Annotated in this window: 17 protein-coding genes; 5 read left to right on the top strand and 12 right to left on the bottom strand. The window is 71.9% G+C overall.

What is annotated here, in order from left to right; translation table 11 throughout:
* Nucleotides 1–6 precede the first annotated feature (6 nt).
* Complete coding sequence (locus OG251_RS23510; RefSeq protein WP_326679018.1) at nucleotides 7–1,290, bottom strand: geranylgeranyl reductase family protein; 1,284 nt, start codon at nucleotides 1,288–1,290, stop codon at nucleotides 7–9.
* Between the two features lie 97 nt (nucleotides 1,291–1,387).
* Here OG251_RS23510 and OG251_RS23505 point away from each other — a divergent pair, with 97 nt between their 5' ends.
* Nucleotides 1,388–1,906: a GNAT family N-acetyltransferase gene (locus OG251_RS23505; protein ID WP_326679017.1), complete on the top strand. Its 519-nt coding sequence runs from the start codon at nucleotides 1,388–1,390 to the stop codon at nucleotides 1,904–1,906.
* A gap of 12 nt (nucleotides 1,907–1,918) precedes the next feature.
* On the opposite strand, the gene OG251_RS23500 is transcribed toward OG251_RS23505, so the two are convergent.
* Nucleotides 1,919–2,611 (bottom strand): demethylmenaquinone methyltransferase, encoded by a 693-nt coding sequence (locus OG251_RS23500; protein WP_326679016.1) that lies wholly within the window; start codon nucleotides 2,609–2,611, stop codon nucleotides 1,919–1,921.
* Between the two features lie 156 nt (nucleotides 2,612–2,767).
* On the opposite strand from OG251_RS23500, the gene OG251_RS23495 reads away from it, so the two are divergent.
* Nucleotides 2,768–3,586 (top strand): DUF3152 domain-containing protein, encoded by an 819-nt coding sequence (locus OG251_RS23495; protein WP_326679015.1) that lies wholly within the window; start codon nucleotides 2,768–2,770, stop codon nucleotides 3,584–3,586.
* A 275-nt stretch (nucleotides 3,587–3,861) separates the two neighbouring features.
* Here OG251_RS23495 and OG251_RS23490 read toward each other — a convergent pair whose 3' ends face one another.
* The 4 genes from OG251_RS23490 to OG251_RS23475 form a co-directional block, all read right to left on the bottom strand.
* Nucleotides 3,862–4,512 carry an imidazolonepropionase-like domain-containing protein gene (locus OG251_RS23490; protein WP_326679014.1) on the bottom strand — a complete coding sequence of 217 codons (651 nt, stop codon included), beginning with the start codon at nucleotides 4,510–4,512 and terminating at the stop codon, nucleotides 3,862–3,864.
* A 9-nt stretch (nucleotides 4,513–4,521) separates the two neighbouring features.
* Complete coding sequence (gene mqnC, locus OG251_RS23485; protein WP_326679013.1) at nucleotides 4,522–5,721, bottom strand: cyclic dehypoxanthinyl futalosine synthase; 1,200 nt, start codon at nucleotides 5,719–5,721, stop codon at nucleotides 4,522–4,524.
* 72 nt (nucleotides 5,722–5,793) lie between these two features.
* On the bottom strand, nucleotides 5,794–7,668 hold the full coding sequence (locus OG251_RS23480) for a serine/threonine-protein kinase (RefSeq protein WP_326679012.1): 1,875 nt from the start codon (nucleotides 7,666–7,668) through the stop codon (nucleotides 5,794–5,796).
* Nucleotides 7,669–8,014: 346 nt separating this feature from the next.
* Complete coding sequence (locus OG251_RS23475; protein ID WP_326679011.1) at nucleotides 8,015–8,893, bottom strand: menaquinone biosynthetic enzyme MqnA/MqnD family protein; 879 nt, start codon at nucleotides 8,891–8,893, stop codon at nucleotides 8,015–8,017.
* Between the two features lie 285 nt (nucleotides 8,894–9,178).
* Between OG251_RS23475 and OG251_RS23470 the strand changes: the two genes are divergently transcribed.
* On the top strand, nucleotides 9,179–9,382 hold the full coding sequence (locus OG251_RS23470) for a cold-shock protein (protein WP_006347360.1): 204 nt from the start codon (nucleotides 9,179–9,181) through the stop codon (nucleotides 9,380–9,382).
* A 119-nt stretch (nucleotides 9,383–9,501) separates the two neighbouring features.
* Here the strand turns inward: OG251_RS23470 and OG251_RS23465 are convergent, their stop codons facing one another.
* Genes OG251_RS23465 through OG251_RS23440 form a run of 6 tightly spaced genes read right to left on the bottom strand, consistent with a single transcriptional unit; the run spans nucleotide 9,502 to nucleotide 16,075 of the window.
* Nucleotides 9,502–10,392 carry an ABC transporter ATP-binding protein gene (locus tag OG251_RS23465; protein ID WP_326679010.1) on the bottom strand — a complete coding sequence of 297 codons (891 nt, stop codon included), beginning with the start codon at nucleotides 10,390–10,392 and terminating at the stop codon, nucleotides 9,502–9,504.
* Nucleotides 10,389–11,390 (bottom strand): ABC transporter ATP-binding protein, encoded by a 1,002-nt coding sequence (locus OG251_RS23460; protein WP_326679009.1) that lies wholly within the window; start codon nucleotides 11,388–11,390, stop codon nucleotides 10,389–10,391. The genes OG251_RS23465 and OG251_RS23460 overlap by 4 nt, the downstream gene beginning before the upstream one ends.
* A gap of 4 nt (nucleotides 11,391–11,394) precedes the next feature.
* On the bottom strand, nucleotides 11,395–12,246 hold the full coding sequence (locus OG251_RS23455) for an ABC transporter permease (RefSeq protein ID WP_326679008.1): 852 nt from the start codon (nucleotides 12,244–12,246) through the stop codon (nucleotides 11,395–11,397).
* Nucleotides 12,243–13,190, bottom strand: coding sequence for an ABC transporter permease (locus OG251_RS23450; RefSeq protein WP_073718493.1), 948 nt, complete (start codon nucleotides 13,188–13,190; stop codon nucleotides 12,243–12,245). Before OG251_RS23450 ends, OG251_RS23455 begins: the two co-directional genes overlap by 4 nt.
* Before the next feature lie 7 nt (nucleotides 13,191–13,197).
* The gene (locus OG251_RS23445; RefSeq protein WP_326679007.1) at nucleotides 13,198–14,853 is read right to left on the bottom strand and encodes an ABC transporter substrate-binding protein; all 1,656 of its coding nucleotides are present in this window, start codon (nucleotides 14,851–14,853) and stop codon (nucleotides 13,198–13,200) included.
* A gap of 13 nt (nucleotides 14,854–14,866) precedes the next feature.
* Nucleotides 14,867–16,075 (bottom strand): C45 family peptidase, encoded by a 1,209-nt coding sequence (locus tag OG251_RS23440; protein WP_326679006.1) that lies wholly within the window; start codon nucleotides 16,073–16,075, stop codon nucleotides 14,867–14,869.
* Nucleotides 16,076–16,206: 131 nt separating this feature from the next.
* Here OG251_RS23440 and OG251_RS23435 point away from each other — a divergent pair, with 131 nt between their 5' ends.
* Together OG251_RS23435 and OG251_RS23430 are read left to right on the top strand one after the other, a co-directional pair.
* Nucleotides 16,207–17,106, top strand: coding sequence for a MurR/RpiR family transcriptional regulator (locus OG251_RS23435; RefSeq protein ID WP_442818366.1), 900 nt, complete (start codon nucleotides 16,207–16,209; stop codon nucleotides 17,104–17,106).
* Nucleotides 17,107–17,254: 148 nt separating this feature from the next.
* Nucleotides 17,255–18,082, top strand: a complete 828-nt coding sequence (locus OG251_RS23430) for a MerR family transcriptional regulator (RefSeq protein WP_326679004.1) — start codon at nucleotides 17,255–17,257, stop codon at nucleotides 18,080–18,082.
* The last annotated feature ends 9 nt before the right edge of the window (nucleotides 18,083–18,091 follow it).

Here is an 18,091-nt window from a genome sequence, read left to right as displayed (position 1 = left end):
GGAACGTCAGGCCTTCGGGGCCACCTTCGACAGGCCGTTGATGATGCGGTCCATCGCGTCGCCGCCCGTCGGGTCGGTCAGGTTGGCGAGCATCTTCAGGGTGAACTTCATCAGGATCGGGTGCGTGAGACCGCGCTGCGTCGCGATCTTCATGACCTTCGGGTTGCCGATCATCTTCACGAAGGCGCGGCCCAGCGTGTAGTAACCGCCGTAGGTCTCCTTGAGCACCTTCGGGTAGTTGTGCAGGGCCAGTTCGCGCTGGGCCGGGGTGGCGCGGGCGTGGGCCTGGACGATGACGTCGGCGGCGAGCTGGCCCGACTCCATGGCGTACGCGATGCCCTCGCCGTTGAACGGGTTGACCATGCCGCCCGCGTCACCGACGAGCAGCAGGCCCTTGGTGTAGTGCGGCTGACGGTTGAAGGCCATCGGGAGCGCGGCGCCCCGGATCGGCATCGTCATGTTCTCCGGGGTGTAGCCCCAGTCCTCCGGCATGGACGCGCACCACGCCTTGAGGACCTCGCGCCAGTCCAGCTCCTTGAAGGCGGCGGAGGAGTTGAGGATGCCGAGGCCCACGTTGGACGTGCCGTCGCCCATGCCGAAGATCCAGCCGTAGCCGGGCAGCAGCCGGTCCTCGGCGCCGCGCCGGTCCCACAGCTCCAGCCAGGACTCCAGGTAGTCGTCGTCGTGGCGGGGCGAGGTGAAGTACGTACGGACCGCGACGCCCATCGGGCGGTCCTCGCGGCGGTGCAGGCCCATCGCGAGGGAGAGCCGGGTGGAGTTGCCGTCGGCGGCGACGACGAGCGGGGCGTGGAAGGTGACCGGGGTCTTGTCCTCGCCGAGCTTCGCGTTCACCCCGGTGATGCGGCCGGTGCGCTCGTCGATGATCGGGGCGCCGACATTGCAGCGCTCGTACAGCCGGGCGCCCGCCTTCTGCGCCTGCCGGGCCAGCTGCTCGTCGAAGTCGTCGCGCTTGCGGACGAGGCCGTAGTCCGGGTACGAGGCGAGGTCGGGCCAGTCCAGCTGGAGACGGACGCCGCCGCCGATGATGCGCAGCCCCTTGTTGCGCAGCCAGCCCGCCTCTTCGGAGATGTCGATGCCCATGGAGACGAGCTGCTTGGTGGCGCGCGGCGTGAGGCCGTCGCCGCAGACCTTCTCCCGGGGGAAGGCCGTCTTCTCCAGGAGCAGGACGTTCAGTCCGGCCTTGGCGAGGTAGTACGCGGTCGTGGAGCCGGCTGGGCCCGCTCCGACGACGATCACGTCCGCGCTGTGCTCGGAGAGGGGCTCGGTCACGGTCGGATCTCCCGAAGACTCGAATTCGCGTGCCGCGCGGCACATGTCCCATGCAGTCTAGGGGGGCCTGCTGATCAACCTCCCGAAGGGCTCCCCGATGTCGACCGCGCCTGTTTCCCACCCCGACGTACGTCTGCGAGTTCCGACCGACGAGGACGCCCTGACCTGGCACCGGGTGTTCGACGACCCCGAGGTGATGGAGTTCTTCGGTGGCCGGACGGCCGAACTCTCCGTGTACGAGGAGCTGACCGCCCGGCAGCGGCGGCACGACGCGGAGCTGGGCTACTGCCTGTGGACCATGACCGACGAGGAGGACCGCGTCCTCGGCTTCACCGGCGCGCAGCCCTGGCCGCACACCACGTACGGCCCGGTCGGCGAGATAGAGATCGGCTGGCGGCTGGGCCGGGCGGCCTGGGGCCGGGGGTACGCCTCCACCGCCGCGCGCACCGCGCTGGAGCGGGTGCGGGCGGCCGGGGTGCCGGAGGTGGTCGCGATGATCGACTCGCGTAACGCCCGGTCGGTCGCGGTGGCCGAGCGGCTCGGGATGCGCCGGGCCGAGACCTTCACGACCCCCAGGGCGGGGCAGGTCGCGTGGTGCTTCCGGCTGGAGCTGTGACCGGGAGGGCCGTCAGGCGCGTACGCCCCGGTGCAGGGCCACCACTCCGCCGGTGAGATTGCGCCAGGCCACGTTCGACCAGCCGGCGTCCTGGAGCCGTGCGGCGAGGCCCGCCTGGTCGGGCCAGGCACGGATCGACTCGGCGAGATAGACGTACGCGTCGGGGTTGGACGACACCGCGCGGGCGGCGGACGGCAGCGCCCGCATCAGGTACTCGATGTAGACCGTGCGGAACGGCGTCCACGTCGGCTGGGAGAACTCGCAGATGACCACGCGGCCGCCGGGCTTCGTCACGCGGTACAGCTCACGCAGCGCGGCGTCCGTGTCCTGGATGTTGCGCAGCCCGAAGGAGATCGTGACGGCGTCGAACGTCTCGTCCTTGAACGGGAGTTTCGTGCCGTCCCCGGCGGTGAACGGCATCCACGGGTGGCGTTCCTTGCCGACCTTGAGCATGCCGAGCGAGAAGTCGCAGGGCACCACATAGGCGCCCGCCCGCGCGAAGGGCTGCGAGGAGGTGGCGGTACCGGCGGCCAGGTCCAGGATCTTCTGGGCCGGGCGGGCGTCCACCGCCTTCGCGACCTCCTTGCGCCAGAGCCTGGCCTGTCCGAGTGAGATCACGTCGTTGGTCAGGTCATAGCGTCTGGCCACGTCGTCGAACATCGAGGCGACTTCGTGCGGCTGCTTTTCCAGGGAGGCTCGGGTCACCCTCCCATTCAAGCAGTCCGGCCGGATCGCCCTCACGGCGGCGTAAGAGCGGCCGGCACATCGGGGGCCGTCCAAGTCACCCACAACCTTTTGGCCCCGGAGGCACTCAGTAACGGTGAGAAGCGGAACACCTGAACGCGAAGGAGACCTCTGTCCGTGGTGGCTGAGCAGGGCGGACGGCGTACGCGCCGTGCAGCGGGGCAGGGGCGGGGCACGGGGCGCGGGCGGCGCACGCGGCGCGAGGCCCGGCGGGCCCGGACGCGGATACGGGTGCTGGGGGCGACGGCGGTCCCGGCGGTGCTGGTGGCCCTGGCGCTGCTGACCGGTCCATGGGGCGGGGAGGCGAAGTCCCCGGCCGCCGCGGGTGCCTCGGCCGGCTCAGGCCCTGCGGACTCCGCGGACTCGGCCGACTCCGCGAAGCCCGCCACCACCCCGAAGCCGCCCCCCGCCGTCTCGCCCACGGCCGACGCGGACGACACCGCCGAGCCGCCCGCCGGCTCCGTACCGCGTTCCGCCTCCGGCCGGTTCACCGTGGCGCGGCCCGTCGGCGGCACCCAGGGCAAGGGAGAGGTCCACCACTACCGGGTCGAGGTGGAGCGGGGCAGCGGGCTCACCGCCGGGCCCGCGGCGGCGGAGATCAGCGAGATCTTCGGCGATCCGCGCGGCTGGACCGGGCCGGGCGACGACGCCTTCCGGCAGATCTCCTCGGGACCGGCCGGGCTGGTGATCCGGATCGCCACGCCCGACACCGTCGACAAGCTCTGCGGCGCGTACGGGCTGCGGACCCGCGGCGAGGTCAACTGCCGGATCGGCACGACGGTCGTGGTGAACCTCAAGCGGTGGATCAAGGGCTCGCCCCGGTTCGACGGGCCGATCCACGACTACCGCGCGCTGATCATCAACCACGAGGTCGGGCACTGGCTCGGCCACGGCCACGAACCTGTCCGGGGGCGGGACGCCGGGCCCCCGCGATGATGCAGCAGATCGACGGGCTGAAGGGCTGTGTCGCCAACGGCTGGCCGTACGACGCGGACGGAACGTATCTGCGCGGCCCGTCGGTGCGGTGAACCGGGCCGGACACCCCGCGCGCCGGACAGCCGGGCCGGACACCCCCACGGCGCCACAGCCGGGCCGGGCGCCCCCACCGGTCGGCGTCGCAGGTCAACCCCACCGGACCGTGTCGCCGAAGGCCCTCGCCGGACGCCCTCGCCAGACGCCCTCGCCGATCGGCCCCGGCGCACGGCCCACCGTCAGCGGCGCCGGTACACCATCCGTCCGGCGAGCACCGTGACCACGCAGGACGCGGCACCCACCGTGGTGAGGCCCGCGACATCGGGCACGTCGAACACCGCGAAGTCGGCGTCGCGGCCCGCGAAGTCCAGCGGCGGCGGCAGCAGCGCCTCGCTCAACGGCCGCCCCGCCAGGGGGTCCAGGGACGGGCGCCCCGGGGCCTCGCCCCCGGCGGAACGTCCCCGTACGCCCAGGCCCACCCGGTGCACGGCGTCCGCCACCGCGTCCCGGGTCAGCGGGCCCGTGACGGCGACCGTGCCGTGGGCCAGCATGCGCTGCACCCCGCGCCGGGCACTCGCGCCCCAGCGGGTGTCCGTCATGCCGAGGGCGTCGAGCGCGGCCCCGGTGAGCGGCTCGGTGCCCAGGGCGTCGGCCTCGCGCGGGTCGGGGTGGTAGGTCCGCTCCAGCAGTTCGGGGCCGTACGGATGGAGCAGACCGGGCGTCAGCACGCCCGGCCAGCGGCGGACCCTGGCGGCCGGATGGGCGGTCGCCAGCTCCTCGTACGGACCGGTGGCGGTGAGCAGCCGCCCCTCCACGAGGACGGCACCGCCGGGCACGGGCTCGCGCCCGTGGCCCGGCAGCAGCAGGTCCGCGGTGTGGATCGTCAGCAAGGAGGGGGCCTAGTTGGTGCTGAGGAGCTTCAGCTCCGGGTGGGCCGTGCCGCCCTCGATCGCGGTGGACGAGATGTGCGAGACGACACGCTCGTCGACCGGGTCGTTCGCCGGGTCGTCGTGCACGACGAGGTGCTCGTACGTCGTGGCGCGCTGGGCGGGGACACGGTCCGCCTTGCGGATCAGGTCGATGATCTCCAGCCGGTTGGAGCGGTGCTTGGCACCGGCCGAGGAGACGACGTTCTCCTCCAGCATGATCGAACCGAGGTCGTCGGCGCCGTAGTGCAGCGACAGCTGGCCGACCTCCTTGCCGGTGGTCAGCCAGGAGCCCTGGATGTGGGCGACGTTGTCCAGGAACAGCCGGGCGATGGCGATCATCCGCAGGTACTCGAAGAGCGTGGCCTGCGTCTGGCCCTTCAGCTTGTTGTTCTCGGGCTGGTAGGTGTACGGGATGAACGCGCGGAAGCCGCCCGTGCGGTCCTGTACGTCGCGGATCATGCTCAGGTGCTCGATGCGCTCGGCGTTGGTCTCGCCGGTGCCCATCAGCATCGTGGAGGTGGACTCGACGCCCAGGCCGTGGGCGATCTCCATGATCTCCAGCCAGCGCTCGCCGGACTCCTTGAGCGGGGCGATCGCGGTACGCGGCCGGGCGGGCAGCAGTTCGGCGCCCGCGCCCGCGAAGGAGTCGAGACCGGCGGCGTGGATCCGCTCGATGGCCTCCTTCGCCGACACCTTGGAGATCCGGGCCATGTGCTCGATCTCGGAGGCGCCCAGCGAGTGGATGACCAGCTGCGGGAACGCCTTCTTGATCGCGGAGAAGTGCTCCTCGTAGTACTCGACGCCGTAGTCCGGGTGGTGGCCGCCCTGGAACATGATCTGCGTACCGCCGAGCTCCACGGTCTCCGCGCAGCGGCGCAGGATGTCGTCGAGGTCGCGGGACCAGCCCTTGGCGGTGTCCTTGGGCGCGGCGTAGAACGCGCAGAACTTGCAGGCCGTGACGCACACGTTGGTGTAGTTGATGTTGCGCTCGATGATGTACGTCGCGATGTGCTCCGTACCGGCGTAACGGCGACGGCGTGCGGTGTCGGCCGCCGCTCCCAGCGCGTGCAGGGGGGCCGACCGGTAGAGGTCGAGCGCTTCCTGCGGGGTGATCCGACCGCCTTCGGCGGCTCGGTCGAGGACGGGCTGAAGGTCGGCCTTCTCGGTCACCGGGCTGTCACCTTTCGGCGGTTTTTCTACGGATCCACGGACCGATCCAGCGTACGCCAGCCCCTGGCGCCGTCAGCCGCCGGACCGGGTCAGCGTGCCGTACGGAAGACCCGCGCCGCTCTCCTCGGACCGGAACCGCAGCCGGCCGCCCGCGCTCCTGGTGAAGACGACCTCGGCGGTGGTCGTGGTGCACAGGCCCGCCGTGCTGGGGCGGTCGGGGTCGGTGCGCTCCTTGAAGGTCAGCTCGTCGGCGGTTCCGGAGGCGAGCGTGCCGACGCTGTGGCAGCTGACGCTGATGCCGAGGCTGGAGATGGTCGTACGCATCCGGACCACGTCGGTGCCCCGCTTCCCCTCGGTGAACACCGCGGTGAGGGTGCCGTGCGGCTGTCCGGTCGTCCGCTCCGTGAGCGAGCCCTTCCAGGTGCCGACGAACTCCTTCGGCAGCGCGTCGACCTGAGCGCCGCCGGAACCGGTGGGTGCGGAGCCGGCGGGGGTCGGATCCCCCTCCTCGGACGGGGACTTGGAGACCGACGGTGCCGCGCCCGCGCTGTCGCCGCTCTTCCGTTCCCCGCCGCTGCCGGGCAGCACGTCGGTGAGTATGCCGGTGCTCACCATCACCACGGCGCAGGCGCTCGCCACGGCCAGGGCGACCGTGCAGCTGACCCGTCGCCCGCGGCGCTCACCGGCCGGCTGCGATTCGGCGTTCACGGTGACGGAGAACCGGGGGTCATGGGTCCGCTGCTCGGGCGTGGCGCCCGCACCGGTCTCCCCGGCGGAGGAGAAGAGCGGAGGCCCGGGGGAGAAAAGCTGAGGCCCGGGGGAGAAGAGCGGAGGCCGGGGGGCGGAGCGTCCGGAGGCCCAGCCGGTGGCGGGCTGCCCGCTGTACGGCGGCGTGGGCGATACCGGACCGAGCCGCCGCCCCAGGGACGGGGGGCCGCCCGTGCCGGGCCCGTCGCCCCCCTCCCCCGGGCCGGCCTCTCCCTCGCCCCGGTCCTGGATCTCCAGCGACGCGTTGCTGAACGGCACCGGACCCGTCTGCATCGGTACGTCCTGAGGCTCCAGGTCCAGCAGGGCCACCGCGGCCCGGCTGACCTCACGCACCAGCGGACCCGGCAGCCAGCCGCCCGCCACCATCGCGGCGGCCCCGCCGGGTGCGAGGGCGCGGGCGAGGGAGGCCGGGGCGGGCCGGTCCGCCGGGTCCTTGGCCAGACACCCGGCGACCACCTCGCGCAGCCCGCCCTCCAGGTCGCCCAGCTCCGGCTCCTCGTGCACCACCTTGTAGAGGAGCACGGCGGACGAGTCGCCGACGAAGGGGGCGGTGCCGGTGGCCGCGTACGCGAGGACCGCGCCCAGCGAGAAGACGTCGGCCGCGCCCGAGACGTCGTGGCCCCGGATCTGCTCGGGGGCCATATAACCGGGCGAGCCGACGGAGACGCCGGTCGAGGTGAGCGAGACGGTCGCCCCGAGGGCCCGCGCGATGCCGAAGTCGATCAGCCGGGGGCCGTCGAGGGCGAGCAGCACATTGGACGGCTTCACATCGCGGTGCACGATGCCCTGCCCGTGGACGACGGCGAGCGCCTCGGCGAGGCTCGCGCCCAGGGTGCGTACCGCGTGTTCGGGCAGCGGGCCGTGGTCGGTGACCGCCTCCGACAGCGGGGGTCCGGCCACATAGCCGGTCGCGACCCAGGGCACGGGCGCGTCCGGATCGGCGTCCAGCACCGGGGCCGTCCACTGGGCGCCGATGCGCCGGGCGGCCTCGACCTCGCGCCGGAACCGGGCCCGGAACTGCTCGTCCAGGGCGAAATGGGGATGGACGACCTTGACCGCGACGGTACGTCCTCCCGCGCTGCGCCCCAGATAGACCCGGCCCATACCGCCCGCACCGAGCCGGCCGAGCAGCCGGTAGGCGCCGATGGTGTGCGGTTCGCCGGCTTCCAGCGGCTGCATAAGGACTCCCCCTGTGGACCGTCCGGACCTCCGACCGAAGCCTATGGGGCGGGGGTCATGAGGTCACAGGGAAACGTGTTACCGATTTCCCCCCTAAGGGCACGAAGGGAGGTTTTCGCCACGGTAAAAGGCGCGAATGTGTCGTTCATCCGATCGATACCGGGACGCAAACGAGACTCACCCCGGACGCCGTCCATTATTCGACATCCGGGCACCGGACGTATGTCCGGCCCATTCGTTCCATTCGCTCCATTCACCGTCGCGCCGATAAACGGCTGGACGGTACGGGATTCATCCATTCCCGCTATCTCTTCCCGGGACACCTCCGGGCCGCTCCCGGCCGCTCTCAGCCGCCCAGCAGTTCCACCTGGACGTCCGCCGGGTACCCGGTGTCCGCACCGGTCCGGCGCGCGAACTCCCGTACGCCCGCCAGCTGATCCGGACCGAAGCGGAAGTCCAGGGTCGTGAAGTACCTCTCCAGCACCTCCGCGTCGAAGGATTCCCAGCGCGCGGCCTGCTCGGCGACCTTGGTGACCTCCTCCAGGGAGACGTCCCGCGAGGCCAGGAACGCCTCGTGCACCTTGGCCGCCTGCTCGGGCTGCGCGGCCAGATAGTCCTTGCGGGCCGCCCAGACGGCGAAGACGAACGGCAGGCCCGTCCAGTCCTTCCACATCCGGCCCAGGTCATGGACCTGGAGCCCGAGCCGGGGCGCGTCGTGCAGGTTGGCGCGCAGCGCGGCGTCACCGATCAGCACGGCGGCGTCCGCCTCCTGCATCATCTGCCCGAGGTCGGGCGGGCAGGTGTAGTAGTCGGGGCTGACTCCGTAGCGCTCGGCGAGGAGCAGCTGCGCGAGCCGCACCGAGGTCCGCGAGGTCGAACCGAGCGCCACCCGGGCCCGGTCGAGCTGCTCCAGCGGCACCTGGGAGACGATGACGCACGACATGACGGACCCGTCGCAGCCGACCGCGATATCGGGGAAGGCGACGAGGTCGTCGGCGTTGCGCAGGAACTCCACCAGCGTGATGGGGCCGATGTCCAGGTCGCCCCTGATCAGTTGCTCGCTGAGTCTCTCCGGGGTGTCCTTCGAGAGCTCCAGGTCGAGCAGGGTTCCCGTCCGTGCCAGGCCCCAGTACAGGGGGAGGCAGTTGAGGAACTGGATGTGACCGACGCGCGGCCGGCTGCGACGGTGGTCGCCTTCGAGGGGAGAGACGGTTGAATTGTCCACATCCCGAGGCTAGACCCGGACCCGTCCGAGGACGTCACCGGGGCGACGCGACACCCTCCCGAGTCGCTTCCGCGTCACGTCATCGGCGGGGCAATCAAACATTCGAGTGAAGTGATCTTTCCCTCTACCGCTCGCCAGAGACTGCGTGCTAGGCTCGTCGCAAGTTGCAGTTTGGTTTCCCTTGCAGTACAGAGCCTGCGGAGCATGTAACCCGCAGGCTTTTGTAGTTTTCAGACTTGTTTGCAGGTTCTGGAGCAGGGCAACCCTTTGGCCCAAGGAGGGCTTATGGCTACCGGAACCGTCAAGTGGTTCAACGCTGAAAAGGGCTTCGGCTTCATCGCCCAGGACGGCGGCGGCCCGGATGTCTTCGTCCACTACTCCGCGATCAACGCGGCCGGGTTCCGCTCCCTTGAGGAGAACCAGGTCGTGAACTTCGACGTCACTCAGGGACCCAAGGGTCCGCAGGCTGAGAACGTCACCCCGGCCTAGTTGCCCGGGTCGGCCGATCGCGGCCGTTTTGCAGTACCCAAGGAGCCCCGCTCCTCCGTTTCGGCGGAGGAGCGGGGCTCCTGCCCTTTTCTTCCCTGAACTCTCCGGGAAGCGTCTGCTCACACCGTGGCGGCCCGCGCCCTGACCGCGTCCGCCGGGTCCCAGCCCGCCCGGGGCACCGAGGCCAGCAGCAGCCTGGTGTACGGGTCGGCCGGGTCGGCCAGCACCGCGGCCGTCGGGCCCTGTTCCACCGTCGTGCCCCGGCGCATCACCACGACCTCGTCGGTGAGGTGCTGGACGACCGCCAGATCGTGGCTGACGAAGACGAGGGCGACCCCGGTGTCCCGGCGGATCTCACCGAGCAGCTGGAGGATCTGCGCCTGGATCGAGACGTCGAGCGCGGCCACCGCCTCGTCCAGGACCAGCACCTTCGGGCCGACGGCCAGCGCACGGGCGATGGCCAGGCGCTGGCGCTGGCCGCCGGAGAGACCGTGCGGCCGGGCGCCCGCCTCCCGCGCACCGAGCCCCACCTGATCGAGGAGCCCGTCGACCAGGGCCTCCTCCCGGCCGTGCAGCCGCACGGCCGTGGTCAGGCACTGCCGGGCGGTGAGCCGGGGGTCCAGCGAGATGTACGGGTCCTGGAACACCATCTGGATCTCCCGGGCGCGCGCCAGCCGGGCCGCCCGCCCGCGCGGCGTCCGGCGGTCACGGGGCCGCCCGGCCACGGTGACGGTTCCCGCGTCGGGGCGTACGAGGCCCACCAGCATCCGGGCCACGGTCGTCTTCCCGGAACCGGACTCCCCGACGATCCCCAGCGAACCGCCCGCCGGGACGGTGAAGGTGATGTCGTCGGCGGCGGTGAGGTGCCCCTTGCCGGGCAGCGCGTACGTCTTGCGCAGCCCGGCCACGGCGAGCAGCGGCACGGCTCCGGTGTCGGTGTAGGTGGCAGTGGCAGTGGCAGCCTTCGCGGCGGTCCCGCTCATGGAAGCCCTGCTCGTACCGGCGGTCATCGCTCACTCCTCTTCTCCGTGGCCGTCCCCGTGCCCGTCCCCGTGCCCGCGAGCGCGGGCAGGCGGCGGCAGGACGCGGTGCCGCCGCCGTCCAGCGGCACCGGCTCGGGCCGCCAGGTAGCGCACTCCGGTTCGGCCTCCGGGCAGCGGTCCGCGAACTCGCAGCCGCCGAAGGCGTCCGCCAGCGACGGCGGGCGCCCCGGGATCGGCCGGATCTCCCGCTCGCCCTCCCCCAGGGTGGGCGAGCAGGCCAGCAGTCCCCGGGTGTAGGGGTGCCGGGGCCGGTCGAAGAGGGCCCCGGCGGGTTGCTCCTCGACGACCCGGCCCGCGTACATCACGTACACCCGGTCGCAGTACGCGGCGGCCAGGTGCAGGTCGTGCGTGATGAACAGCAGGCCCAGGCTCCGCTCGGCCCGCAGGGTGCGCAGGAGGGCCAGGATCTCGGCCTGGGTGGTGACGTCCAGGGCGCTGGTCGCCTCGTCGGCGAGCAGCAGCCTGGGCTCGGCGGCCAGGGCGCCGGCGATGACGACCCGCTGGAGCATGCCGCCGGACAGTTCGTGCGGACGCTGGCGGACCCGGCGTTCGGGATCGGAGAGGCCCACGGTGTCGAGCAGTTCCACCGCCCGTGCGCGGGCGGCCCGCTTGTCGAGGCCGGTCCCGGCGAGCCGTTCGGTCAGGAAGTCGCCGACGCGGCGGACCGGGTTGAGGGCCGAGCGGGGGTCCTGGTGGACCATCGCGACCGTACGGGCACGGTGCTCGCGCAGCGCCTCACCGCTCAGCGCGAGGACGTCGGTGCCGTCGACCCGTACCGAACCGGAGACGGCCGTCTCCGCGGGGAGCGCGCGCAGCGCCGCCCTGGCGGTCGTGGACTTGCCGGAGCCGGACTCGCCGACCAGGCCGACCACTTCGCCGCTCGCCACCCGCAGGGACACCCGGTTCAGGAGGGGCCGGGCGGCGCCGGGGAGTTCGAGGGTGAGGTTGTCGATGTCGAGGAGCATGCGGCTACCTCCCGCTGTCGAGTCGGTCGGCGGCCCAGACCCCGACGACGTTGAAGGACACCACGACCAGGGCGATGGCGACGCCGGGGACCATGGCCGGCAGCAGCGCGCCCTGGACGACGGCCGCCTGCCCCTCCTGCACCATCAGGCCCCAGTCGGAGCTGGGCGGCTGGGCGCCGAAGCCCAGGTAGGAGAGCGTGGCCAGGGACATCAGGGCCTCGCCGAACAGCACCACCAGATAGCCGGTGATCGACCGGCCGAGGTTGGGGACGAGATGGCGGGCGCAGATCCGGGCGCCGCCCATGCCCTGGACGCGGTAGGCGTCGATGTAGGGCTTGCGGCGTTCGGCGAGCGCCACGGAGCGGGTGTATTTGGCGACGGTCGGGGTGTAGGCGAGTCCGAGCGCGAGCACGGAGGTCGTCATTCCTGCGCCGAAGACCGCGATGATCAGCACGGTGAACAGCAGCCCGGGGAAGGCGTACATGACGTCGGTGAGCCGGGAGACCACCGTGTCCGCCCAGCCGCCGCGCCAGGCCGCGAGGGTGCCCAGGGCGACTCCCAGGACGGCGGCGATGGCGAGCAGGAGCACCGGCGCGATCAGGCTGGTGCGGGCCCCGTACAGCACCCGCGAGAGCAGGTCCTGTCCGGAGGAGTCGGTGCCGAGGAGGTGCGCGCCGGTGGTGCCGTTCAGCGACGCGGAGAGGTCGATGGCGTCGGGGGCGTACGGGGCGAGCAGCGGGGCGAGGACTGCGGCGACGACCACGAGGGCGAGCGCCGCGCCCGCGACGACGACGCCGGCCGGCCACCGGTCCCCGGTCCGCTTCGGGAGGGAAGGAGTGGACAGGGTCGTGCTCATGCGGCGGCCTCCTTCACCCGTGGGTCGAGCAGCGGGTGCACCAGGTCGACGAGGGTGGTGACGACGATGTAGCCGGTGACCATCAGCAGGAGGACGGCCTGCGCGACCGGGAAGTCGTGCGTGTTGATCGCGCCGACGAGCAGCGAGCCGATGCCGCTGATCCCGAACGCGGTCTCCACGACGACGGTGCCGGCCAGCATGCCCGCCATGACCAGACCGCACATGGTGACGATCGGGCCCAGCGCGTTGCGCAGGACGTGGCGGAGCACGATCTCGCGCTCCGGTACGCCGGAGGCGCGGGCGACCTCCACATGGTCGGCGGCGCCCGCGTCGGCCATGGCCTGCCGGGTCACCCGGCTGATCAGCGCGAGTGCGCCGAGCGCCAGCGCCAGGGCGGGCAGCGTCAGATGGTGCAGGGTTCCGGCGAAGCCCTCGCCGCCGCCGGTCACCGGGAACCACCCCAGCTGGACGCCGAACAGCGCGACCAGCGCGATGGCCGAGACGAACGAGGGGACGGAGGCGGCCAGGGTCGTCCCGCCGACCACGGCCGAGTCGATCCAGGTGCCGCGGCGGACGGCGGCCAGGATGCCCGCGCCGACGCCGAGGACGACGAAGAGCACGGTCGCGTACGCCACCAGCGCGAGCGTCGTCGGGAAGCGGGCGGTGAGCAGATCGGCGACCTGGTCGCTGTATTTGAAGGAGCGGCCGAGGTCGAACTGGAGGCAGTCGCCCAGCCAGCGCCCGTACTGCACGACGAGGGGCTCGTCGAGGTGGTACTGCGCCCGGACCAGTTCCAGCTTTTCCGGGGTGAGTTTGTCGCGGCCGCCGGCCAGGAAGACGGCGGGGTCGCCGGGTGCCGCGTAGACCGCGGCGAAGATGACGAACGAGGCGGCGAGGAGGGTGGCCAGCAGTCCGGCCAGCCGCCGGGAGATCCGGGCGAGCATCGCGGAATCAGCCCTCCTTCGCGCCGAGTTCGGCGGCCCACGGGTAGTAGAGGTAGGCCATGGAGGCGGGGGGTCCGGTCAGCTTCTCGTTCAGGACGAGGACGGACGGGACCTGGGCGACCGAGATCCAGACGGCGGCGTCGGTGAAGGTCTTCTGGACGTCGGCCGTGAGTTTCGCGCGGGCGGCGTCGTCGAGGGTGCCGAGCGCCTGCTTCACCTTGGCGTCGTACGCCTTGTCCTTGAATCCGACCCAGTTGTTGGAGGAGTCGGAGAGCGCGTTGTCGTAGAAGCCCATCGGGTCGGCCTTGGAGATGTACCAGTCGCCGACCAGGACATCGATCTCGCCGCGGATCTCCGGGTCGCTGTAGAACTGCTCGAACTGCGCGGTCGGCACCGTCTTGATCTGCCCCTTGAGGCCGATGCGCTGGAGTGCGGCGCGCACGGCGTTGGCGACGACGGTGCGGCCCTGGCTGGCGTCCGTACCGATCACGATCGGGGTGGCCGCGTCGGCTCCGGCGTCCTTCACCAGCTGCTCGGCGGCGGCGAGATCGTCGGCGGTGGGGGCGGCGGGGGCGTACGCGATGGCCTTCTGGGCGGCTTCGAAGACGGGCTTCTCGTAGCCCCACGCGCCGGAGCCGACCGGGGTGCCCCACGGCTGGACCATGCCGCCGTAGCCGGAGGCGGCGATGCCCTTGCGGTCCAGTGCGAGCGAGAGCGCCCGGCGGACCCGGGGGTCCTTCAGCCCGCCGCGTTCGGTCGGGATGAGGACGAGGGAGGCGGTGGAGGGGCCGTAGTGCTGCTCGATGCCCTTCTTGCCGTTGAGCGCGGAGGCGGTGTTCGGCGACTCGGCGTACGCGCCGTCGGCGGCGCCGGTCGTCAGCGCGTTGACGAGGGCGCTGTCGGTGGCCCAGCGGAAGATGACCTTCTTGGTCAGCGGCTTCTCGCCCCAGTACCCGTCGTAGCGCTCGATGGTGATCGAGTCGCCGGACTTCCAGCCGCCGAGCGCGTACGGCCCGGTGCAGGCGTCGGGCTGTCCCGGGGTGCCGAAGTCCTTGCCCGCCTTCTCGACCTGCTCCTTGTTCCAGACGATGCCCGCGTCACCGGCGAGCGCCTTGGAGAACAGGGCGTCCGGGGCCTTGAAGGTGATCGTGATCTGCCGGTCGCCGGTCTTCTTCATCCCGGCGATGTTGCCGAACTCGTCGCCCTGCTCCATGTCGGGGTCGGCGTGCCGCTGAAGGCTCCACAGCACGTCGTCGGCGGTCATCGGGGTGCCGGCGTGGAAGGTGACTCCGGAGCGCAGGGTGAGGACGAGGGTCCGGTCGTCGGGCGTCTCGGCCTTCTCCGCGAGGAAGGGCTTCGTCGACATGTCCGGCTGGAGCTGGTAGAGCCGCTCGCAGACGTTGGTCAGGACGACGCGGCCCGCGCTGGAGCCCTGGGTGTCCAGGTCGAGCGAGTCCGGTTCGTCCTCCAGCAGCCAGTCGGCGCGGGCGAGTTCGCCCTTGGCGGGGGCGGTGACCGGGGTGAGGGTCAGCTTGGCGGCGTCGGTGGCGGTGCCGCTGCCCGAGGTGCTCCGGGTGGCGCCGCTACAGCCCGCGGCCGCGACCATCGTCGCGGCGACGAGGCCCGCGGCGAGTGCCGTCCTTCGTGAAGGGAGGTGGGTCATCACTGCGTTCCTGTCAGTTCTGGCCGTACGGGCCGTCGTAGAGGTTCCAGGGGAGGTGCTGGTACTCGCGGTCGCAGGGGGTTCCGGCGGTGACGTGGTAGTCGCCGGTGGTCAGGTCGGCCAGCGAGGAGACGAGGGTCGTCCAGTGCTTGACGACGGGCTGCCGGGGGTCCGGGTGGGTGCACAGGGACTCGGGGTGACCGAGGTGGTCCGACATCGCGCTGCGGATGATCCGCCGCGACTCGTCGGGCCCGGTGGAGCCGCGCAGCGCCTTGAGACCCTGCTCGGCGCGCGGGACGCGGACCAGGGAGTCGGACGACATGGGGCGGTATCCGGCGGCGGCCAGCGGGGCGGGGATGCCGGCCTGGTAGTGGTTGCCGTGCACGAGCAGGCCGTCGGTGGGATACATCCAGCCGTGCCCGGCGGGGGTGGTCTCCAGGTCGATGGCGAAGCCTTCGCGGCAGGTGAGCAGGGCGTTGCTGGCGATGTGGGCCCGGGTGCGGCACAGCACGTCGAGGGCGTCGGTGATGTTGCTCTGGTCCAGGACGCTGCGGCGTACGACGGTCTGGGGCAGCCCGATCGTGTCGTCGAAGCGGCCGCCGAGACCGTTGGCGTTGAAGGCGATCCCGGCGGAGTTGGCGCCCTGGCGGCCGATCTGTCCGGCCTCGACCTGCATGATCAGGGTCGGCCGCGGCGGCTGGACGATACGGATCATGACGACGGTGTCGGCGACTCCGGCCCGCCAGTCCCAGTTCTGCCCGGCGTAGACGTGTCCGTCGCCGCTGGCCTCGCCGTAGGCGGCGAAGGAGGTGCAGCCCTCGGCGGGTTCCTCGTCGGGCGGGCCGGCGGGCTCCTCGTCGGACGTCTGCCCGTCCGCCCTCATCCGCGCGAAGGACTTGTCGTAGATGACCTCGCCGCGGGCGTTCAGGGCGAGGACGTCCAGCAGGCCGACGCCCGCGCCGTCCGCGATGCCCCGCATCTCCTCGACGAGGTGGGGCGCGAAGTCGCGTACGGGTTCCAGCCAGCGGGCGGCGCGGGCGGCGACCCGGGACCAGGTCAGCCCGGCCGACTGGCCGAACGCCTCTTCGTAGTAGCCGAGGGCCGCGCGCAGTTGGGGCCGTACGGCTTCGCCGTACTGGCGGCCCCGGTCGAGCGGGCTGCCGGAGATCTCGATGACCGGGAGGACCCGGGCGGGGGCGGGTTCCGTGGGACGGGGTGCCATTGTTCTCCTCGCGACGGAACGCTTCCGCGACCGGCACCGCAGGATCACCACGATCCTGTAACGTCGATTTCAGAAAGCGTTCCCTTTGGAACGTACTGCCCAGGACAGTAACGCCGGTCACACGGAAGTCAATGCTTGTAATGGAAATTCCAGAGAACGAGACCGGAGTGACGCGTCTCCGTGCCGCGATTCGCGACCAATGGGAGGAACTGTCCGCTTCCGAGCGGGCGGTGGCGCAGTACCTCGTCAGCGCACCCGTGGAACAGCTGCTCTTCGCCAGCGCCCAGGAGCTCGGCGCCGCCAGCTCCACCAGCAACGCCACCGTCGTCCGCGCGCTCCAGCGCCTCGGTTACGCCGGTCTGCCCGCGCTCAAGCGGGAGCTGGCCAACGACTTCACCTCCGCCGTCGCGCCCGAGGTGCGCCTCAAGCAGCGCATCGCGTACGTGGGCCAGGACCTGGACTCCATCTGGGCCGATGTCTTCGACGAGGCCCATGAGCGCATCGAGCACGCCCGGCGCCTCACCGAACCGGAGGCCCTGAGGCGTTCGGTGGCCGCGCTCGCCGAGGCGCACGAGGTGTTCTGCTACGGGATCGCCGCCTCCGAACCGGGCGCCCGCCACCTGGCGCTGGCGCTGGGCCGGATCGGCCGCCGGGCCCGCTTCGTCTCCGAGACGGGCTTCGCCCTCGCGGACCAGCTGCTGGCCCTCGGCCAGGGCGACGCCGTGGTGATCTTCCAGCCGGGCCGCCGGCTGGTGGAGCTGGCCGTCATGATGGACCGCGCCCGCGCGGTCGGCGCCAAGGTCGTCCTGGTGACGGACGAGCTGGGCGAGGCGTACGCGGACCGCGTCGAGGCCGTCCTGACCGCGCCGCACACCCCGACCGGGATCACGGCGGAGTCGCTGACGGGGCTGCTGGTCGCCGACGCGCTGCTGCTGGCGCTGGCCACCCTGGACGAGACCCGGGCGGTGGAGTCCTCGCACCAGCTGACGGCGCTGCGGGAGCAGTTGCTGGACCGGAAGCGGCGCGACTGAACGCCTTCGCGAACGCCTGAACACCTTCGCGGACGCCGGAACGCCTTCGCGACGTGGCGGCGCTCGCCCCCGCGGTACGTCCGAACGCCCGCGCGGCGCGACGGCGCTTGACCTTGACACCGTGTGAGGCGGTGCAGTGGGGGCCATCATGTTCACCATCGGAGACTTCGCCCGGTACGGGCGGGTGTCGGCCCGCATGCTGCGTCACTACGACGCCATCGGTCTGCTGCGCCCCGACCGCACCGACCCCGCCACCGGATACCGCTTCTACGGCGCCGCCCAGCTCGCCCGCCTCAACCGCGTCATCGCGCTCAAGGATCTCGGCTTCACGCTCCAGCAGGTGCGGGCCGTGCTCGACGAGGAGGTGGGGCCCGAGGAGTTGCGCGGGATGCTGCGGCTGCGGCGGGCGGAGCTGGAGGCGGCCAGGTCGGCGGCCGAGGCGCGGCTTGCCCAGGTCGAGGCGAGGCTCCGGTCGATCGAGAGCGAGGGGCACATGCCCACGGACGATGTCGTACTGAAGACCGTTCCCGCGGTACGGGTGGCGGAGCTGACCGGGACCGCGGCGAGTTACGGGCCCGCGGACATCACGGAGGTGATCGTTCCGCTGTACGACCGGCTGTTCGGCCTGCTCGGCACGGCGGGGCTCTCCCCGTCCGGACCGGGTATCGCGTACTACGAGGACGCCCCGTCCGGCGGCGGCGCGATCGCCGTGCACGCCGGGGTGACGGTCTCCGCACCGGTGGGCCCGGTCGGGGCCACCGGGATCACGGTGGTGGAGCTGCCCGCGTTCGAGGCGGCGACGATCGTGCACCGGGGCCCGATGGACACCGTCCTGCCCACGGAGCAGACGCTGGCCCGGTGGATCGACGCCAGTGGATACCGGTCGGCGGGGTACGCCCGGGAGGTCAACCTGGAGTGCCCGGACGACCGGGAGAAGTGGGTGACGGAACTCCAGGAGCCGGTCACCGGGGCCTGACACACGGAA

This window comes from Streptomyces sp. NBC_01237, assembly GCF_035917275.1.
Classification (GTDB): domain Bacteria; phylum Actinomycetota; class Actinomycetes; order Streptomycetales; family Streptomycetaceae; genus Streptomyces.
The sequence above is the reverse complement of the archived record's forward strand: the minus strand, read 5'-3'. Positions and strand labels throughout refer to the sequence as shown.

What these genes read in the sequence shown, in the direction of transcription:
- OG251_RS23505 (WP_326679017.1), top strand. Translation starts at nt 1,388, where the DNA reads ATGTCGACCGCGCCTGTTTCCCACCCCGACGTACGTCTGCGAGTTCCG.
- OG251_RS23480 (WP_326679012.1), bottom strand. Translation starts at nt 7,668, where the DNA reads ATGCAGCCGCTGGAAGCCGGCGAACCGCACACCATCGGCGCCTACCGG.
- OG251_RS23470 (WP_006347360.1), top strand. Translation starts at nt 9,179, where the DNA reads ATGGCTACCGGAACCGTCAAGTGGTTCAACGCTGAAAAGGGCTTCGGC.
- OG251_RS23465 (WP_326679010.1), bottom strand. Translation starts at nt 10,392, where the DNA reads ATGACCGCCGGTACGAGCAGGGCTTCCATGAGCGGGACCGCCGCGAAG.
- OG251_RS23460 (WP_326679009.1), bottom strand. Translation starts at nt 11,390, where the DNA reads ATGCTCCTCGACATCGACAACCTCACCCTCGAACTCCCCGGCGCCGCC.
- OG251_RS23455 (WP_326679008.1), bottom strand. Translation starts at nt 12,246, where the DNA reads ATGAGCACGACCCTGTCCACTCCTTCCCTCCCGAAGCGGACCGGGGAC.
- OG251_RS23450 (WP_073718493.1), bottom strand. Translation starts at nt 13,190, where the DNA reads ATGCTCGCCCGGATCTCCCGGCGGCTGGCCGGACTGCTGGCCACCCTC.
- OG251_RS23445 (WP_326679007.1), bottom strand. Translation starts at nt 14,853, where the DNA reads ATGACCCACCTCCCTTCACGAAGGACGGCACTCGCCGCGGGCCTCGTC.
- OG251_RS23440 (WP_326679006.1), bottom strand. Translation starts at nt 16,075, where the DNA reads ATGGCACCCCGTCCCACGGAACCCGCCCCCGCCCGGGTCCTCCCGGTC.
- OG251_RS23435 (WP_442818366.1), top strand. Translation starts at nt 16,207, where the DNA reads ATGCTTGTAATGGAAATTCCAGAGAACGAGACCGGAGTGACGCGTCTC.
- OG251_RS23430 (WP_326679004.1), top strand. Translation starts at nt 17,255, where the DNA reads ATGTTCACCATCGGAGACTTCGCCCGGTACGGGCGGGTGTCGGCCCGC.